The 15,460-nt window shown below is 66.7% G+C and carries 11 protein-coding genes; all 11 read left to right on the top strand.

Translation table 11 applies throughout. The features are described 5' to 3' along the window. The first annotated feature begins 39 nt into the window (after window positions 1–39). The 11 genes from CYJ22_RS01225 (at window position 40) to CYJ22_RS01175 (ending at window position 15,340) form a co-directional block, all read left to right on the top strand. Window positions 40–1,803, top strand: a complete 1,764-nt coding sequence (locus tag CYJ22_RS01225; RefSeq protein ID WP_101600482.1) for an L-fucose isomerase — start codon at window positions 40–42, stop codon at window positions 1,801–1,803. Window positions 1,804–1,974: 171 nt separating this feature from the next. Further along, entirely contained in the window at window positions 1,975–3,384 is a 1,410-nt protein-coding gene (locus tag CYJ22_RS01220; RefSeq protein ID WP_101600480.1) for a rhamnulokinase, read from the top strand. Continuing rightward, on the top strand, window positions 3,359–4,354 hold the full coding sequence (locus CYJ22_RS01215; protein ID WP_101600741.1) for a LacI family DNA-binding transcriptional regulator: 996 nt from the start codon (window positions 3,359–3,361) through the stop codon (window positions 4,352–4,354). The genes CYJ22_RS01220 and CYJ22_RS01215 overlap by 26 nt, the downstream gene beginning before the upstream one ends. A gap of 13 nt (window positions 4,355–4,367) precedes the next feature. Continuing rightward, complete coding sequence (locus tag CYJ22_RS01210; protein WP_034467793.1) at window positions 4,368–4,799, top strand: RbsD/FucU family protein; 432 nt, start codon at window positions 4,368–4,370, stop codon at window positions 4,797–4,799. Window positions 4,800–5,131: 332 nt separating this feature from the next. Beyond that, window positions 5,132–5,881, top strand: coding sequence for a DeoR/GlpR family DNA-binding transcription regulator (locus CYJ22_RS01205; protein ID WP_007590149.1), 750 nt, complete (start codon window positions 5,132–5,134; stop codon window positions 5,879–5,881). 10 nt (window positions 5,882–5,891) lie between these two features. Beyond that, window positions 5,892–7,238, top strand: coding sequence for a dihydrolipoamide acetyltransferase family protein (locus tag CYJ22_RS01200; protein ID WP_101600478.1), 1,347 nt, complete (start codon window positions 5,892–5,894; stop codon window positions 7,236–7,238). Between the two features lie 16 nt (window positions 7,239–7,254). After that, the gene (gene lpdA, locus CYJ22_RS01195; protein WP_101600476.1) at window positions 7,255–8,622 is read left to right on the top strand and encodes a dihydrolipoyl dehydrogenase; all 1,368 of its coding nucleotides are present in this window, start codon (window positions 7,255–7,257) and stop codon (window positions 8,620–8,622) included. Window positions 8,623–8,655: 33 nt separating this feature from the next. Then, a complete protein-coding gene (locus CYJ22_RS01190; protein WP_101600474.1) occupies window positions 8,656–11,109 on the top strand; it encodes an alpha-ketoacid dehydrogenase subunit alpha/beta in 2,454 nt (817 codons plus the stop codon). Between the two features lie 159 nt (window positions 11,110–11,268). Beyond that, entirely contained in the window at window positions 11,269–12,588 is a 1,320-nt protein-coding gene (locus CYJ22_RS01185) for a PHP domain-containing protein (RefSeq protein ID WP_101600472.1), read from the top strand. 27 nt (window positions 12,589–12,615) lie between these two features. Then, window positions 12,616–13,638, top strand: a complete 1,023-nt coding sequence (locus CYJ22_RS01180) for an SDR family NAD(P)-dependent oxidoreductase (protein ID WP_003793873.1) — start codon at window positions 12,616–12,618, stop codon at window positions 13,636–13,638. Between the two features lie 100 nt (window positions 13,639–13,738). Then, window positions 13,739–15,340, top strand: a complete 1,602-nt coding sequence (locus CYJ22_RS01175) for an alcohol dehydrogenase catalytic domain-containing protein (RefSeq protein WP_101600470.1) — start codon at window positions 13,739–13,741, stop codon at window positions 15,338–15,340. The last annotated feature ends 120 nt before the right edge of the window (window positions 15,341–15,460 follow it).

The following is a 15,460-nucleotide window of genomic DNA, read 5'->3' as shown; positions in this document are numbered from 1 at the left end:
CGCTCCGACATCGACGTCACCATGAGGGATGAAGGAATAATGACAAACCACCCCCGCATCGGAATCCGCCCCACTATTGACGGCCGCCGCAAGGGCGTTCGTGAGTCGCTCGAAGAGCAGACCATGAACATGGCGAAGTCCGTCGCCGAGCTTTTCACCTCCAACCTGCGCTACCCGGACGGCAGCCCCGTCGAGGTCGTCATCGCTGACACCACGATCGGCCGCGTCCACGAGGCCCAGGCTTGCGCCGCCAAGTTCCGCGCGAACAACGTCGGCCTGACCCTGACGGTCACCCCCTGCTGGTGCTACGGCACCGAGACCACCGACATGGACCCCGCGATGCCGCACGCCATCTGGGGCTTCAACGGCACCGAGCGCCCCGGCGCCGTGTACCTCGCCGCCGCCCTCGCGGGTCACGCCCAGATCGGTATCCCCGCCTTCGGCATCTACGGCGAGCATGTGCAGGACGCTGACGACACCTCCATCCCCGAGGACGTGCGTACCCGCCTCCTCGACTACGCGACCGCCGGTCTGGCCGTCGCTCAGATGAAGGGCGAGGCATACCTGTCCATGGGCTCCGTCTCCATGGGTATCGCCGGCTCCGTCGTCGACCCCGACTTCTTCGGCTCCTACCTCGGCATGCGCAACGAGTACATCGATATGACCGAGTTCACCCGCCGCATCGAAGAGGGCATCTACGATCCCGAGGAGTACGAGAAGGCGTACCAGTGGATCCGCGAGAACTTCAAGCAGGGCAAGGACTGGAACCCGCCGGAGTGGCAGTACCCCGAGAAGCACGAGGACTGGTGGAAGTTCGTCACCAAGATGACGATCATCGCCCGCGACCTCATGCACGGCAATCCGCGCCTGGCCGAGCTGGGCTTTGAGGAAGAGGCCGGTGGCCACGGCGCCATCGCGGCCGGCTTCCAGGGTCAGCGTCAGTGGACCGACCACTTCCCCAACGGCGACGTTCTGGAGACCATCCTCAACACCAACTTCGACTGGACCGGCATCCGCCAGCCCTCCGTCGTGGCCACCGAGAACGACTCGCTCAACGGCGCCTCGATGCTGTTCGGCTACCTGCTGACCAACACGCCGCAGATCTTCTCCGACGTTCGTACCTACTGGAGCCCTGAGTCCATCGAGAAGGCCACCGGTTGGAAGCCCGAGGGCCGTGCTGCCGCCGGTCTGCTCGACCTGCGTAACTCCGGCTCGACCACGCTGGATGGCGCCGGCAAGGCCGTGCGCGACGGCAAGAACGTCATCAAGCCCTGGTACGAGTTCACCGAGGAGGATCGCGAGGCCACGCTCGAGGCCACGACCTTCCACCCGGCGTCGACCGGCTACTTCCGTGGTGGCGGTTTCTCGACCCACTTCCGTACCTCCGGCGAGATGCCCGTGACGATGTGCCGCATCAACCTGGTGCGCGGCCTCGGACCGGTCATGCAGATCGCCGAGGGCTACACGGTCGAGCTGCCTGACGAGGTCGCCTTCATCATCGAAGAGCGCACCAACATTGAATGGCCCACCACCTGGTTCGTCCCGAACCTGACGGGTGAGGGCGCCTTCAAGAGCGTCTACGACGTCATGAACGCGTGGGGCGCCAACCACGGTGCGATCTCCTACGGCCACATCGGTGGCCAGCTCATCACGCTGGCGTCGATGCTGCGCATCCCCGTCAACATGCACAACGTCCCCGAGGAGCGCGTGTTCCGTCCCAAGGCGTGGTCGCTGTTCGGCACCGAGTCCCTCGAGGCTGCGGACTTCCGCGCCTGCGAGACCTTCGGTCCGATGTACCGCTGATGCAACTCCCGGTCGGGCTCGGGTGTCCTCTCTCCCCGAGCCCGACCGGGGCCACCCCCCTCGAGGGGATCTTTTCCCGGGACGCAGCCCCGGCCTCGCCGATGAGGAAAGCTGCACGAGAACCCAACGACGGGACACGCCGACCCAGGGCGTATCTGGAGGAGACCTTCAATGACCACCGTACTTGCTGTTGACCTTGGATCCGCGTCCGGACGAGTGCTCGCCGGAACGCTGCACGACGGCCGCCTGGACGTCACCGACATCCACCGTTTCAAGCACGAGGCCCGCCGCCGCGAAGACGGCACCCTGACGTGGGACGTGGCCACCATGGAGGCCGAGACCATCACCGGTCTGAAGAAGGCCCTCGAACAGTTCCCCGACGCCCGCGCAGTCTCCATCGACACCTGGGGCGTGGACTGGGCTCCCCTGGATGAGAACGGCGAACTCGTCGGCGACGTCATTGCCTACCGCGACGAGCGCACCTCCCGCACCCTTGACGCTTTCCGTGATCGCATCGGCGACCGCGAGTTCTTCGACCTGACCGGCAACCAGCCGGCCACCATCAACACGGCGAACCAGATCTTCGCCTACCTGCAGGAAAACCCCGCCGACGCGCAGCGTGTCGCGGCTGCCCTCTTCCTGCCCGACTACTTTGCGTACCGCCTCACCGGCGTCGTTGGCTGGTCGCGCACGATCGCCTCGACCTCCGGCCTGCTTACCCCGGGCGGCGGCGACTTTAACGACGAGGTCTTCAACCGTCTCGGTATCCCGCGCGGCTGGTTCGGTGAACTCTCCGCCGACCGCACCGTCGTCGGCCCCTGCACGGTTCCCGGCCTCGAAACCCTGACCGTCGTGCGCGGTGGAGCCCACGACTCCGCGTGCGCCGTCCACGGTCTGCCCATCGAGGAAGGCAAGCGCGCCTACTTCCTGTCCTGCGGCTCCTGGTCCGTCCTCGGTGCCATCGAGGACCAGCCCCTCATGAGCGACGCCGCCTTCGATCTGGGCATTACGAACGAGGGCCGCACCGACGGGGGAGTGCGCCCGCTCTTCAACATCACCGGCATGTGGATCCTCCAGGAGATTCAGCGCCAGTGGGAGCGCGAGGGCACGCCCACCGACACCGACGAGCTGGTCGCGCAGGCACGCGAACTGCCCGCCGCCTCCGGCGTCTTCGACCCCGACGAGGAAGCTTTCGCCACCCCCGGCGACATGCAGCGCAAGATCGACGAGGCCCTGGACGCCCAGGGCGCGGCACGTCCCGACTCCATGGCCGGCTACGTGCGTGTCATCATTGAGTCCTTCGCCCGTCGCTACGCCCGTGCGATCGGTGAGCTGACCGAGGCCACCGGACTGGCCCCCGACCAGCTCAACCTCGTGGGCGGCGGCGCGCGCAACCGCCTCCTGTGCGACCTGACCGCCCAGATCTCGGGAGTGACCGTCGTGCGCGGCCCCATCGAGGCCTCGACCTTCGGTTCCCTCCTGGCTCAGCTCGAAACCATCGGTGCTCTCGCCGAGGAAGATCGCGCCTCCGTCATCGCAGCCAGTGCAGCAACCCATGTCCACGTCCCGACCCGCAGCTAAGAAGGTCTCGCTCGCCGACATCGCGCGGCGCGCAGGCGTCTCGACGAACACGGTCTCGCGCGTCGTGCGCGGTGATCCGGAGGTGTCGGAAAAGACGCGGGCTCGCATCGCGAAGCTCGTCGAGGAGCTGGGCTACGTACCCAACTACGCGGCGCGCGCGCTCGCGGCCAAGCGCACCAACGTCCTGCAGGTCGTGCTAGCTGCTCCCATGTTCCACGGACACGGGCGCGTCCTGCTGTCGATCCTCAACGCCTCGGCGCAGGCCGGGTACCACGTGTCCCTGTCCTACGCGTACGGGCCAGACGGGCAGCTGCGCAACGACTTCGCTCCCTTCGACGTTGACGGCGTCATCATCCTGGGAGGCCAGGATCCGACGATCGACGTCGCGGTCGAGGTCGGCAAGCGCTTCCCGACTGTCCTGGTCCTGACGAGCGAAAAAGGCCTCGACGGTATCTCGACCGTCGCTGTCGACAATGTGCGCGGCGCGCGCCTGGCCACCGAGCACCTGCTCGCCCAGGGACTCACCGACGTCGTTCACGTCTCGGGACCCGCCGGTTGGTCGGACGCCCAGATGCGCAGGCTTGGTTACGAGCAGGCGTGCTCGTCCTACGACATCGAGCCCGTTGTGCTTCAGCCCGACTCGTGGGACTCTCGCGATGGCTACGACGTCATGCGCGCGGCCGGCCGTCTGCCCCAGGGCATCCAGACCGCGAACGACCAGCTGGCTCTGGGCGCCATGCGCTACATCTACGAGCGCGGGGGAGTGGTCCCGCGCGACGTGCGAGTCGTCGGCTTCGACGACATCGATGGCGCGGACTCCTACGCGCCTCCGCTCACGACAATCCACCAGCCCTTCGATCGCCTGGGACGCACGGCCGTGCGCCTCGTGCGTTCGCTCATGGGCGGCGGTCCCTCTCAGGACATCGTCCTCGACCCCGAGCTGGTCATCCGGGCCAGTTCACACCTGTAAGAAAGGCACGTTCATGCTCTACGGACCTATGACGCACCCGCAGTTCCTGCGCGCGCTCGCGGCCGCCGGCCACGGCTCGAAGATTCTGCTGGCGGATGCGAACTACCCGCACACGACGGGTGTGAACCCGCGTTGCGAACTCATTTCGCTCAACCTTGCCCCGGGTCTTCTGGATGTCAGCCAGGTCCTCGACGTCCTCAAGCGCACGATTCCGATCGAGCGCGCCGAGATCATGACCCCCGCGCCCGACGCCGATCCGGTGGAGATTCCGATCCACGACGAGTTCCGCGCGGCTCTGCCCGGCGTGGAGTTCGGCGAGATCTCCCGTTGGGACTTCTACGATGCTGCACGCGACGAGAATGTCGGCATCATTGTTGCGACGGGCGAGCAGCGCCTGTACGGCAACCTGCTCCTGACGGTCGGCGTGCGCCAGCCCGGGGAGTAAAACCCGTTTGCCGCTCCAGGGCACGTCTTGTTGCATCGGTGACGAACACTTTCGTTTCGTTTTCGTTTCAACTGGATGGTGGCTCCGGGGTGGGGAAGGTAGTTTCATAGCTGGTGGGTGGCTCGAGAGAGTCGCCCACCAGCGCATTTATCCCTGCAATATCATTGAATTGTGGAGAATGAGCGGCGTTGCTCTGAACGTTTGTGCGCTCCTTGTGCACCTGCGTGAATCTTCTTCTCGTGATGTTGCATACTTTCGTTTTAGTGACTATTCTTTTCTTAACGAAAGAGAAAGCGACAAAGAAAGTCGCTGATTCCGCGAAGAGGTGCCCCATGGGACGTGCAGAAGAACGCACGAACTACATCCTGGATCGCCTCGCCCGGGAGGGTGAGGTGAGCGTCGCGCAGCTTGCCTCCGATCTGGGCGTTTCGCCCGTCACCGTGCGCGCATCGCTCAAGTCTCTCGACGAGCAGGGCTACCTCGTGCGCACGCACGGAGGCGCACGCCCCACCACCTTCCGTAACATTCACCTGCGTCAGAATGATCGTGTTGAAATCAAGGAGCGCATCGCTCGCGCCGCCGCCGACATGATCCACGATGACGATCGCATCATGATCGAGGCCGGTACCACCTGCGCCCTCATCGTCAAGTACCTCACCGGCAAGCGCGGAGTCCAGGTGCTCACCAACTCCGTGCTCGTCTTCGCTAACGCCCGCTCCAACCCGAACCTGAACATCACGCTGACGGGTGGGCACTTCCGCGCCGAGTCCGAGTCCCTCGTGGGGCCGGTCGCCGAGCGCGCCATCAATGACTTCAACGCACGCGTCGCGTTCCTCGGGACCGACGGGTTCAGCGTTGATCGGGGTCTGACCACCCAGCTTGTAGAAGGTGGACAGGTCGGCTCCATTATGCGTACCCGCGCACAAGAGACGTGGCTGCTCGCTGACTCCTCCAAGTATGGGGAAGCCGGCTTTGTCAGCTTCATGGGGATCGACGAGGTCACCGGAATCATCACCGACGATGAGATCCCCGAAGAATCCATCAAGGAATTGGCCGAGCGCACGAAGCTGCGCATCGTCTAGGAGGAATTACATGGCCACCATCGTGGTGATGCCCCAGCTGGGCAACTCTGTTGAGTCATGCATCATCGTCGAGTGGATGATCGCAGAAGGCGACACCGTCTCCGTCGACCAGACGCTCGCGTCCATCGAGACCGACAAGTCGACCATGGAGGTGCCCTCGACCGCCGAGGGTACCGTCCTGAAGCTCCTGTGGGAGGAAGGCGACGAGGTCCCCGTGAAGGATCCGCTCATCATCGTCGGTGAGCCCGGAGAGGATATCTCCGGCCTCGTTCCCGGTGGCGACGCTGCCCCCGCCGAAGCCGACGCTCCCGCAGAGCAGGCCGCCGCTGCCCCCGAGGCTGCCGCCCCCGCCTTCGCGACCGAGCGCGCCACCGGCGCTGTCTCCCCGCGTGCCCGCGCCCTCGCCGCGTCGAACGGCGTCGACGCTTCCGCTATTGCCGAGGGCTCCGGCCCCCATGGCCGCGTCATCGAGCGTGACGTCGCCGCCGCGATCGCCGCTGGCCCCGTCCTGACCTCCGCCGCGCGCGCCGCCGGTGTGAGCGCCGCCGAAGGCACCGGCATCGGTGGACGCGTGTCCGTCGCCGACGCCGGCCGCACCGCCGAGGCCGCGCCCGCCGCTGCCGCTGTCGCCGCCCCCGCCGCGGCCGCCGACTTCCCCGGCGCCTCGACCTCCGCCCCGCTCAAGGGCGTGCGCAAGGTCGTCGCCAAGCGCATGATGGAGTCCCTGACCTCCACCGCCCAGCTGACCCTCAACACGACGGCCAACGCCGCCGGCATCCTCGCGATGCGCAAGAAGGTCAAGGACGCCGACGGCTCCCTGGGCCTGAACAAGATCACGCTCAACGACCTGGTCTGCTTTGCGGTGTCGCGCACCCTGCTCAAGTACCCCGTGTTCAACGCTCACCTGGAGGACGGCGTCCTCACCGAGTTCGAGCAGGTCCACCTCGGCTTCGCGTGCGACACTCCGCGCGGCCTCCTTGTCCCCGTCATCCGCTCAGCGCAGGCCCTGGGCCTCAAGGCGTTCTCCGACGAGGCCAAGCGCCTCGCCGGCGGCGCGATCGACGGCTCCCTGTCGCCCGACTTCCTGAGCGGCGGCACCTTCACGGTCTCCAACATCGGTTCCTTCGGTATCGAGACCTTCACCCCCGTCATCAACCTGCCCCAGACGGCCATCCTGGGCGTCGGCGCGATCACCCCGCGCCCGACCGTGGCCGCAGACGGCTCGATCGGCGTTGAGCAGCGCCTCAACCTGTCGCTGACGATCGACCACCAGGTCATCGACGGCGCGGACGGCGCGCGCTTCCTGCGCGACCTGGTCGCCGCCATCGAAAACATCGACGTGACCGTCCTGGCCTGAGGAAAGAGGAATACTCATGAGTGACACGCATTTTGACGTCATCGTCCTCGGTGCGGGCCCCGGCGGCTACCTGGCCGCCGAGCGCCTCGGACACGCGGGCAAGAAGGTCGCCCTCGTCGAGGAGCAGTACCTGGGCGGCACCTGCCTGAACGTGGGCTGCATCCCCACCAAGACCCTGCTCAACGGCGCGAAGAACTACCTGCACGCCAAGGAAGCCAGCCAGTTCGGCGTGGACGCCGAGGGCGTGGCTGTCAACTGGACGCAGATGCAGGCCTGGAAGGATCAGGTCGTCAAGGGCCTGGTCGCCGGCGTCGCAGCCACCGAGCGCAAGGCGGGCGTGACCGTCATCAATGGACGAGGCCACCTCGATGCCCCCGGTCGCGTGACCGTCGAGGGCACGACCTACACCTCGGATCACGTCATCATCGCCACGGGCTCCGTGCCGGCCATGCCCCCGCTGCCCGGCACCCAGGACAACCCCGCGCTGGTCGACTCCACGGGCATCCTCTCGCTGCCCGAGGTCCCGGCCCGCCTGGCGATCATCGGCGGCGGCGTCATCGGCGTCGAGTTCGCCTCCCTGTACTCCACCCTCGGTTCCCAGGTGACCGTCATCGAGATGGCCCCCGAGATCCTGCCCTTCATGGACGACGACCTGGCCGCCAAGGCCCGCGCCGCCATGAAGGACGTGACCTTCGAGCTGGGCTGCCGCGTTGAGTCCCTCGACGGAGGCACCGTCCACTACTCCAAGGGAGAAGAGAAGCTGAGCGTCGAGGCCGACGTGGTCCTCATGGCCGTTGGCCGCCGTCCCGCGACGGTGGGCTGGGGCGCCGAAGAGGCCGGCCTCGAGATCAACCGCGGCATCGTCGTCGACGACACGATGCGCACCAACCTGCCCAACGTGTGGGCCATCGGTGACGTCACCGGACGCTCCCTGCTGGCGCACGCCGCCTACCGCATGGCGGAGATCGCCTCGGCGAACATCCTCGACCCCTCCGCCAAGAAGCGCGGCGAGGTCATGCGCTGGCACACCGTTCCGTGGGCCGTCTTCTCGATCCCCGAGGCCGCCGGCGTCGGTCTGACCGAGTCCGCCGCCAAGCGCGAAGGCCGCGAGGTCCTCGTCGCCAAGGTGCCCGCCCTCATGTCCGGCCGCTTCATCGCGGAGAACGGCTTCAAGGCCCCCGGCGAGGCGAAGATCCTCGTTGACCCCAAGACCCACCAGGTGCTGGGCATCCACGTCCTGGGTGCGTACGCCGCCGAGATGATCTGGGGCGCTCAGGCCGTCCTCGAGATGGAACTGACCGTCGAGGACCTGCGCCAGGTCGTCTTCCCGCACCCCACGGTCTCCGAGGTCATCCGCGAAGCCGCGTGGGCCGTCAAGCTCTAACGAACATCCCCTACGTCAAGGAAGAGTAGAAAAATGACTCAGTCTCTTATCATCGACCCCAATGAGGTGCGTCGCCCCGGGTACGTGAAGTTCCCCGAGGTCCCCGTCAACCAGTACACCTTCGACCGTGACACCGAGATCGCCCGCTACGGCGAAAAGGGCATGGTCCAGATGCTCCACGACATGATCGTCGTGCGCACCTTCGAGTCGATGCTGGACTCCATCAAGAAGACCGGCGCCTGGGAAGGCGTCGAGTACAACCACCCCGGCCCCGCCCACCTCGGCATCGGCCAGGAGAGCGCCTACGTCGGCCAGAGCTACGTGCTGTCGCCCGATGACTTCATCTTCGGCTCGCACCGCTCCCACGGCGAGATTCTCGCCAAGTGCTACTCGGCCATGCACCAGATGGATGAGAGCCAGCTCGAGGGCATCATGAAGGGCTTCCTCGGCGGCGAGACCCTGTCCTACGCCGAGAAGATCGACTACAAGGACACGAAGGACCTCACCGAGAACTTCATCCTCTTCGGCGCCCTCGCCGAGATCTTCGCCCGCAAGTCCGGCTTCAACCGCGGCCTGGGCGGCTCGATGCACACCTTCTTCCTGCCCTTCGGCTCCTACCCGAACAATGCGATCGTCGGTGGCTCTGCCCCCGTCGCCAACGGTGCGGCCCTCTTCAAGCGCATCAACCGCAAGCCCGGCATCGTCATCTCCAACGTCGGTGACGCCGCCCTGGCCTGTGGCCCCGTGTGGGAGGCCATGAACTTCGCGTCCATGGACCAGTTCCGCTCGCTGTGGCGCGAGGAGGACGGTGGCAACCCGCCGATCCTGTTCAACTTCTTCAACAACTTCTACGGCATGGGCGGCCAGACCTTCGGCGAGACCATGGGCTACGAGATCCTCGCCCGCGTGGGCGCGGCCCTCAACCCCGAGGCCATGCACGCCGAGCGCGTCGACGGCCTCAACCCGCTGGCCGTCGCGGATGCGACCACCCGCAAGAAGAAGATCCTCGAGGAGGGCCGCGGCCCCGTCCTCATGGACACCATCACCTACCGCTTCTCCGGCCACTCGCCGTCGGACGCCTCCTCGTACCGCACGAAGGAAGAGGTCGAGCTGTGGGAGCAGGTGGACTGCATCAAGGAGTACAGCAACCTGCTCATCTCCAACGGCCTGACCACGCAGGACGAGATCGACGGCTACACGGCCTCGCTGACCGAGAAGCTCGTCAAGGTCCTCAAGCTCTCGATCGACGACGAGGCCACGCCGCGCGTCGCCGACGGCTACATCGACTCCGTCATGTTCTCCAACGAGAAGGTTGAGGCATTCGACGACGCGACCCCCGAGATCGACCTCGAGGACAACCCGCGCGTCAAGGCGCTGGCCAAGAAGGTGCGTACCTCCGTCGACGAGAACGGCAAGCCCGTCTCCAAGATGCGCATGTACCAGTTCCGTGACGGCCTGTTCGAGGCCATGCTGCACCGCTTCAAGACCGACCCGACGATGGCCGCATGGGGCGAGGAAAACCGCGACTGGGGCGGCGCCTTCGCCGTCTACCGTGGCCTGACCGAGGCCCTGCCCTACCGCCGCCTGTTCAACTCGCCCATCGCCGAGGCCTCGATCGTGGGCGCCGGCGTCGGCTACGCGATGGCCGGTGGCCGCGCGGTCGTCGAGCTCATGTACTGCGACTTCCTGGGCCGCTCCGGTGACGAGGTCTTCAACCAGATGGCCAAGTGGCAGTCGATGAGCGCCGGCCTGCTCAAGATGCCTCTCGTCCTGCGCGTGTCCGTGGGCGCGAAGTACGGTGCTCAGCACTCCCAGGACTGGAGCGCGCTCGTCGCGCACATCCCGGGCCTGAAGGTCTACTTCCCGACGACCCCGACCGACGCCAAGGGCATGCTCAACCTGGCCCTGGCTGGCACTGACCCGGTCGTGTTCCTTGAGAGCCAGAAGCTCTACGACAAGGGCGAGGACTTTGAGCCCGGTGGCGTGCCCGAGGGCTACTACGAGACCGAAGAGGGCGAGCCGGCGATCCGCCGCGAGGGCACCGACATCACGATCGCTGCCTACGGCGCGACCGTGTACAAGGCCCTCGAGGCCGCGGACGTCCTGGCTGAGAAGTACGGCCTGAGCGCTGAGGTCATCGACCTGCGCTTCGTCGCCCCGCTCAACTACGACAAGCTCATCGCCTCCGTGAAGAAGACCGGTCGCCTCGTCCTCACTTCGGATGCGGTCGAGCGTGGCTCCTTCCTCAACACGGTCGCCGCGAACGTGCAGACCCTGGCCTTCGACGCGCTCGACGCGCCGATCGCCGTCGTCGCTTCGCGCAACGGCATCACGCCCGGACCCGAGATGGAGTCGTTCTTCTTCCCGCAGGTCTCCTGGATCCTCGATGCGATTCACGAGCGCGTCCTCCCGCTGCCCGGCCACGTGCCCACCACGAAGCACGCGACCGAGGCCGAGATCGCGCGCCTGAACCGCGCGGGCCTCTGAGGCGCTGGGGGCGGGCCGTTCCCCTTTCCGGTCCGCCCCCGTCCTTGGCTCGCACTCCCTGACGCGAGCCCGCGAGGCCGGGGCTACACTCCTCCTCACCGTGCCCCGGCCTCGCCCACAATCGTGAAACAACAGCTTTTTTCTCCACCCAACGAAGAGATGGCAGAACCCATGGACATCACCAACGACCCGGCCGCCACCCCGGCCCAGCGCATCGAGGCGCTGCGAGCAGTGGCCGCTGACGAGCACTTCCCGAGCTGGGTGCCCGAGTCAAACAACCACATTCACACGTGCTTCTCCTTCAGCCCCTACACGCCCACCCACGCCGCGCTCATGGCGCGCCGCAACGGCCTGCGTGTCGTTGGCTCGGTCGACCATGACTCGATCGGTGCTGCCGCTGAGATGAGCGAGGCGACCCGCATTCTGGGCATGGGTTCCGTTACCGGCTTCGAGATCCGCGCCCGCTTCGGCGAGGGCACGCCGCTCGCGCAGCGCAAGCTCAACAACCCCGATTCCGAGGGCGTCGCCTACATGACGGTCCAGGGCGTGCCCGCCCCGGCCCGCGAGAAGGTCGCCGAGTGGCTCGCCCCCAAGCGCGCCGCACGCCTCGAGCGCACCCTCGCCATGGCCAAGCGCGCCAACAAGATCCTCACCGACCTGGGCCTGGAGCCCTTCGACCCGCAGGCCGACATGGTCGGCATCTCCCAGTACGCCAATGGCGGCGGGATCACCGAGCGCCACCTGCTGGCCGCCATGGCCTCGGCCCTCATCCGCGGTTTCGGCCGCGGTCCCGCCCTGGTCCAGGGCCTGGACTCGATGGGCGTCGAGATCCCCGAGTCCCTCGCGCGCGTCCTGTCCGACGCCGACAACCCGCACCTCATGTACGACCTGCTGGGCGTCCTGAAGGCCAACTACCTGGATCGCATCTACATCCAGCCCACCGACGAGCTGCCCAGCGCTGCCGAGGTTGTCGAGTTCGCCGACTCGGTCGGCGCGATCGCCACCTACGCCTACCTGGGCGACGTGTCGGCCTCGCCGACCGGCGACAAGAAGGCCGAGAAGTTCGAGGACGACTTCCTCGACGAACTCTTCGAGCACATGGAGTCGATCGGCCTGCGAGCCGTCACCTACATGCCCCCGCGCAACACCCCCGAGCAGCTCGAGCGCATCCACGCGCTCGCGGCCGCCCACGGCATGCTCGAAATCTCGGGCGTGGACATCAACCAGCCTCGCCAGCGCTTCACCTGCGAGGAGCTGCGCCGCCCCGAGTTCGCGGACCTCAACGAGGCCACGTGGGCCCTCGTCGCGCACGAGGCTCTGTCCTCCGTGGATCCCTCCCTGCACCTGCTGGGCCGCACGGGTCGCCTGACCCCCGAGGCCCTCGCCGAGCGCATCAGCCAGTACGCACCCCTGGGTCGTGCGATTGCCGACGGCGAGGACGCCGCCGCTGTTGCCGCCCGAGCCACTTCGATTAACTGACGAGTATCGTCAAGAAAGAGAGACATCATGAGTAACGCCCCCGAGGTACGCGGGCTTTTCCTCAAGGCCCTCGGCCGCCCGGTCATCGTGGCCCCCAGCTCGGCCGAGCCGACCGTCACCTTCGACGGCCCGCTCACCGAGGTCTGCCCCTGCTCCCTGAAGGAGACGGAGCTTCCCGTCGTCGTGCGCGCCGGCGAGGAGACCTTCGAGGTCCGCGCCACCGCCACCGGTGAGCGCGCCATCAACGGTCGTGTCGCCCTCGTGACGGGCGGCGCCCAGGGCTTCGGCGCGGAGATCGCGCGCGGCCTGGTGGATGCCGGCTGCTTCGTGTACGTCGCCGACCTGAACGGTGAGGGCGCTGCCGCCAAGGCGGCCGAGCTCGGCGGCGAAGGCGTCGCCCACCCGATCACGGTCAACGTCGCCGACGAGGAATCCGTCGCCGCGATGGCCTCCGAGATTGAGCGCGTCACCGGCGGCCTCGACCTGGTCGTCTCCAACGCGGGCATCGTGCGCGCCGGCTCCGTCCTCGAGCAGGATGCCTCCGCGTTCCGCCTGTCCACGGACATTAACTACGTGGCGTTCTTCCTGGTCACCAAGCACCTGGGCCAGCTCCTGGCCCGCCAGCACTCGACTGCCCCCGAGTGGCTGACCGACATCATCCAGATCAACTCCAAGTCCGGCCTCGTCGGCTCGAACAAGAACGCCGCCTACGCGGGCTCGAAGTTCGGCGGCATCGGTCTGGTCCAGTCCTTCGCCCTCGAGATGGTTGCTCACGGCGTGAAGGTCAACGCAATCTGCCCCGGCAACTTCTACGACGGCCCGCTCTGGTCCGACCCGGACCGCGGCCTCTTCGTCCAGTACCTGAACTCCGGCAAGGTCCCCGGCGCCAAGACGGTCGCCGACGTCAAGGAGTTCTACGAGGCGAAGGTCCCCATGCGCCGCGGCGCCCAGGGCATCGACGTTCTGCGTGCGATCTTCTACATCGTTGAGCAGGAATACGAGACCGGCCAGGCCGTGCCCGTCACGGGCGGCCAGGTGATGCTCTCCTGACAGTGTCACGAGGCCGGGGATCCCAGCGGGTTTCTCGCCAGCTCCCCGGCCTCGTCCTTTCTTCCCACGTCCAGTTGTTTTTCCAGTGAAAGAGTCAGTCATGACCCAGATTCCCTCCACCCAGTACGCGATTCAGATCGTCGGCAAGGAAGAGTTCGTCGTTAACCCGGCGAAGCCCGTTGACCCCGTTGGCCCGACGCAGATCATGCTCGAGGTCGAAGCCTGCGGCATTTGCTTCTCTGATACGAAGCTGCTCCACCAGTTCGATGGCCACCCGCGCAAGTCGGACGTGGTGGCGGGTATCGACCTGGATGCTCTTAAGGACATTCCTTCCTACCACCCGAACCAGGAGGCCGTGACGCCCGGCCACGAGCCCGTCGTCCGCGTCGTGCAGGTTGGTGAGAAGGTCACGCACTTCAAGGTCGGTGACCGTCTGCTGGTTCAGGCTGACTGGAAGCACCTGCGTACCGCGAAGTCGAACGGTGCCTTCGGCTACAACTTCGACGGCGCCCTCGAGGAGTTCGTCGTCGTCGACGAGCGCTGCGTCGTGTCCCCGGATGGGGAAGAGTTCCTCATCCATGTGTCGGAGGGCCCGTCGGCCGCGGCCGTCGGCCTCATCGAGCCCTGGGCGACCGTCGAGGGCTCCTACGCGTGGGCTGAGCGTAACCACGTCGCGGACGGTGGTCGCCTGCTGGTCGTCGGCGAGGGCGATATCGACGCTCTGACCGCCGAGCACAAGCCCGCCGAGGTCGTGCGCGTTGCCGCCGACGCCATCGAGGGTGTCGAGGGTGAGTTCGACGACATCGTGTTCTTCGGCTCGGACGCCGACGCGATCGAGAAGGCTGCGCTCCTGATCGGCACCCGCGGCACCATGTGTGTCGTCCTCGGCGGCGAGAAGATCTCTCGTAAGGTGTCCCTGGACATCGGCCGCGTCCACTACGACTTCACCCGCTTCTGCGGCACGACCGGCTCGGACCCGCGCGAGGGCTACGCCTGGATCCCCGTCAACGGCGATCTGCGCGAAAACGACAAGTGCGTCTTCGTCGGCGCCGCCGGCCCGATGGGCGTCATGCATACGATGCGCGCCGTCACCTCGGGTGTTCCCGGCCTCAGCGTCGTGGGCACGGACCTGTCGGACGAGCGCCTGGCCAACCTGACGAAGGTTGTCGGCCCGACCGCCGAGAAGAACGGCGTGCCGCTGGACATCGTCAACACCTCCTCGACGCCCCTGGAGTACGGCTACACCTACGCGACGTGCCTCGTGCCCGTCCCGGCGCTGGTCTCCCAGGCCGTCGACCTGCTGGCCGAGGGTGGCATCCTGAACGCGTTCGCGGGTATCCCGGCCGGCACGTTCGGTGACTTCGACCTGCAGGGCATCATCGAGCGTCAGATCTTCATGCTGGGCACCTCCGGCTCGGACGTCTCCGACATGCGCACGGTCCTGCGCAAGATCGAGGCTGGCATCATCGACACCACGATCTCCCTGTGGGCGATCACCGGCATGGCGGGCTTCGGCGACGCCATCAACGCGGTGATGGACCGTACCTCGGGCGGCAAGATCATGGTCTTCCCGATGATGCACGACCTGGGCCTGACCCCCGTGTCCGAGCTGGCCGAGAAGCTGCCGACGGTTGCCGCGAAGCTCGACGCCGCCGGCCTGTGGACCAAGGAGGCCGAGGAGGCGCTGCTCGCCACCCGCTGAGCGCTCCGTCTCGACCTTCGCCCCGGCCTCGTCTGTTGAACTGCCTCCCGTTTCTTGGACATCGAAATTGAAGTCCAGGGAATGGGAGGCTTTTCGTGTCTGTGGTTCTGGGGTTGAGGC

The sequence above is a fragment of the Schaalia odontolytica genome, assembly GCF_002847525.1.
GTDB lineage: Bacteria > Actinomycetota > Actinomycetes > Actinomycetales > Actinomycetaceae > Pauljensenia > Pauljensenia odontolytica_B.
This window is presented reverse-complemented; position numbering and strand designations above follow the sequence as displayed.

Excerpts from the sequence above, each read along its gene's own strand:
- CYJ22_RS01175 (WP_101600470.1), top strand. The coding sequence starts at position 13,739 with ATGACCCAGATTCCCTCCACCCAGTACGCGATTCAGATCGTCGGCAAG.
- CYJ22_RS01205 (WP_007590149.1), top strand. The coding sequence starts at position 5,132 with ATGGGACGTGCAGAAGAACGCACGAACTACATCCTGGATCGCCTCGCC.
- CYJ22_RS01200 (WP_101600478.1), top strand. The coding sequence starts at position 5,892 with ATGGCCACCATCGTGGTGATGCCCCAGCTGGGCAACTCTGTTGAGTCA.
- CYJ22_RS01225 (WP_101600482.1), top strand. The coding sequence starts at position 40 with ATGACAAACCACCCCCGCATCGGAATCCGCCCCACTATTGACGGCCGC.
- CYJ22_RS01185 (WP_101600472.1), top strand. The coding sequence starts at position 11,269 with ATGGCAGAACCCATGGACATCACCAACGACCCGGCCGCCACCCCGGCC.
- CYJ22_RS01215 (WP_101600741.1), top strand. The coding sequence starts at position 3,359 with ATGTCCACGTCCCGACCCGCAGCTAAGAAGGTCTCGCTCGCCGACATC.
- CYJ22_RS01180 (WP_003793873.1), top strand. The coding sequence starts at position 12,616 with ATGAGTAACGCCCCCGAGGTACGCGGGCTTTTCCTCAAGGCCCTCGGC.
- CYJ22_RS01210 (WP_034467793.1), top strand. The coding sequence starts at position 4,368 with ATGCTCTACGGACCTATGACGCACCCGCAGTTCCTGCGCGCGCTCGCG.
- lpdA (WP_101600476.1), top strand. The coding sequence starts at position 7,255 with ATGAGTGACACGCATTTTGACGTCATCGTCCTCGGTGCGGGCCCCGGC.
- CYJ22_RS01190 (WP_101600474.1), top strand. The coding sequence starts at position 8,656 with ATGACTCAGTCTCTTATCATCGACCCCAATGAGGTGCGTCGCCCCGGG.
- CYJ22_RS01220 (WP_101600480.1), top strand. The coding sequence starts at position 1,975 with ATGACCACCGTACTTGCTGTTGACCTTGGATCCGCGTCCGGACGAGTG.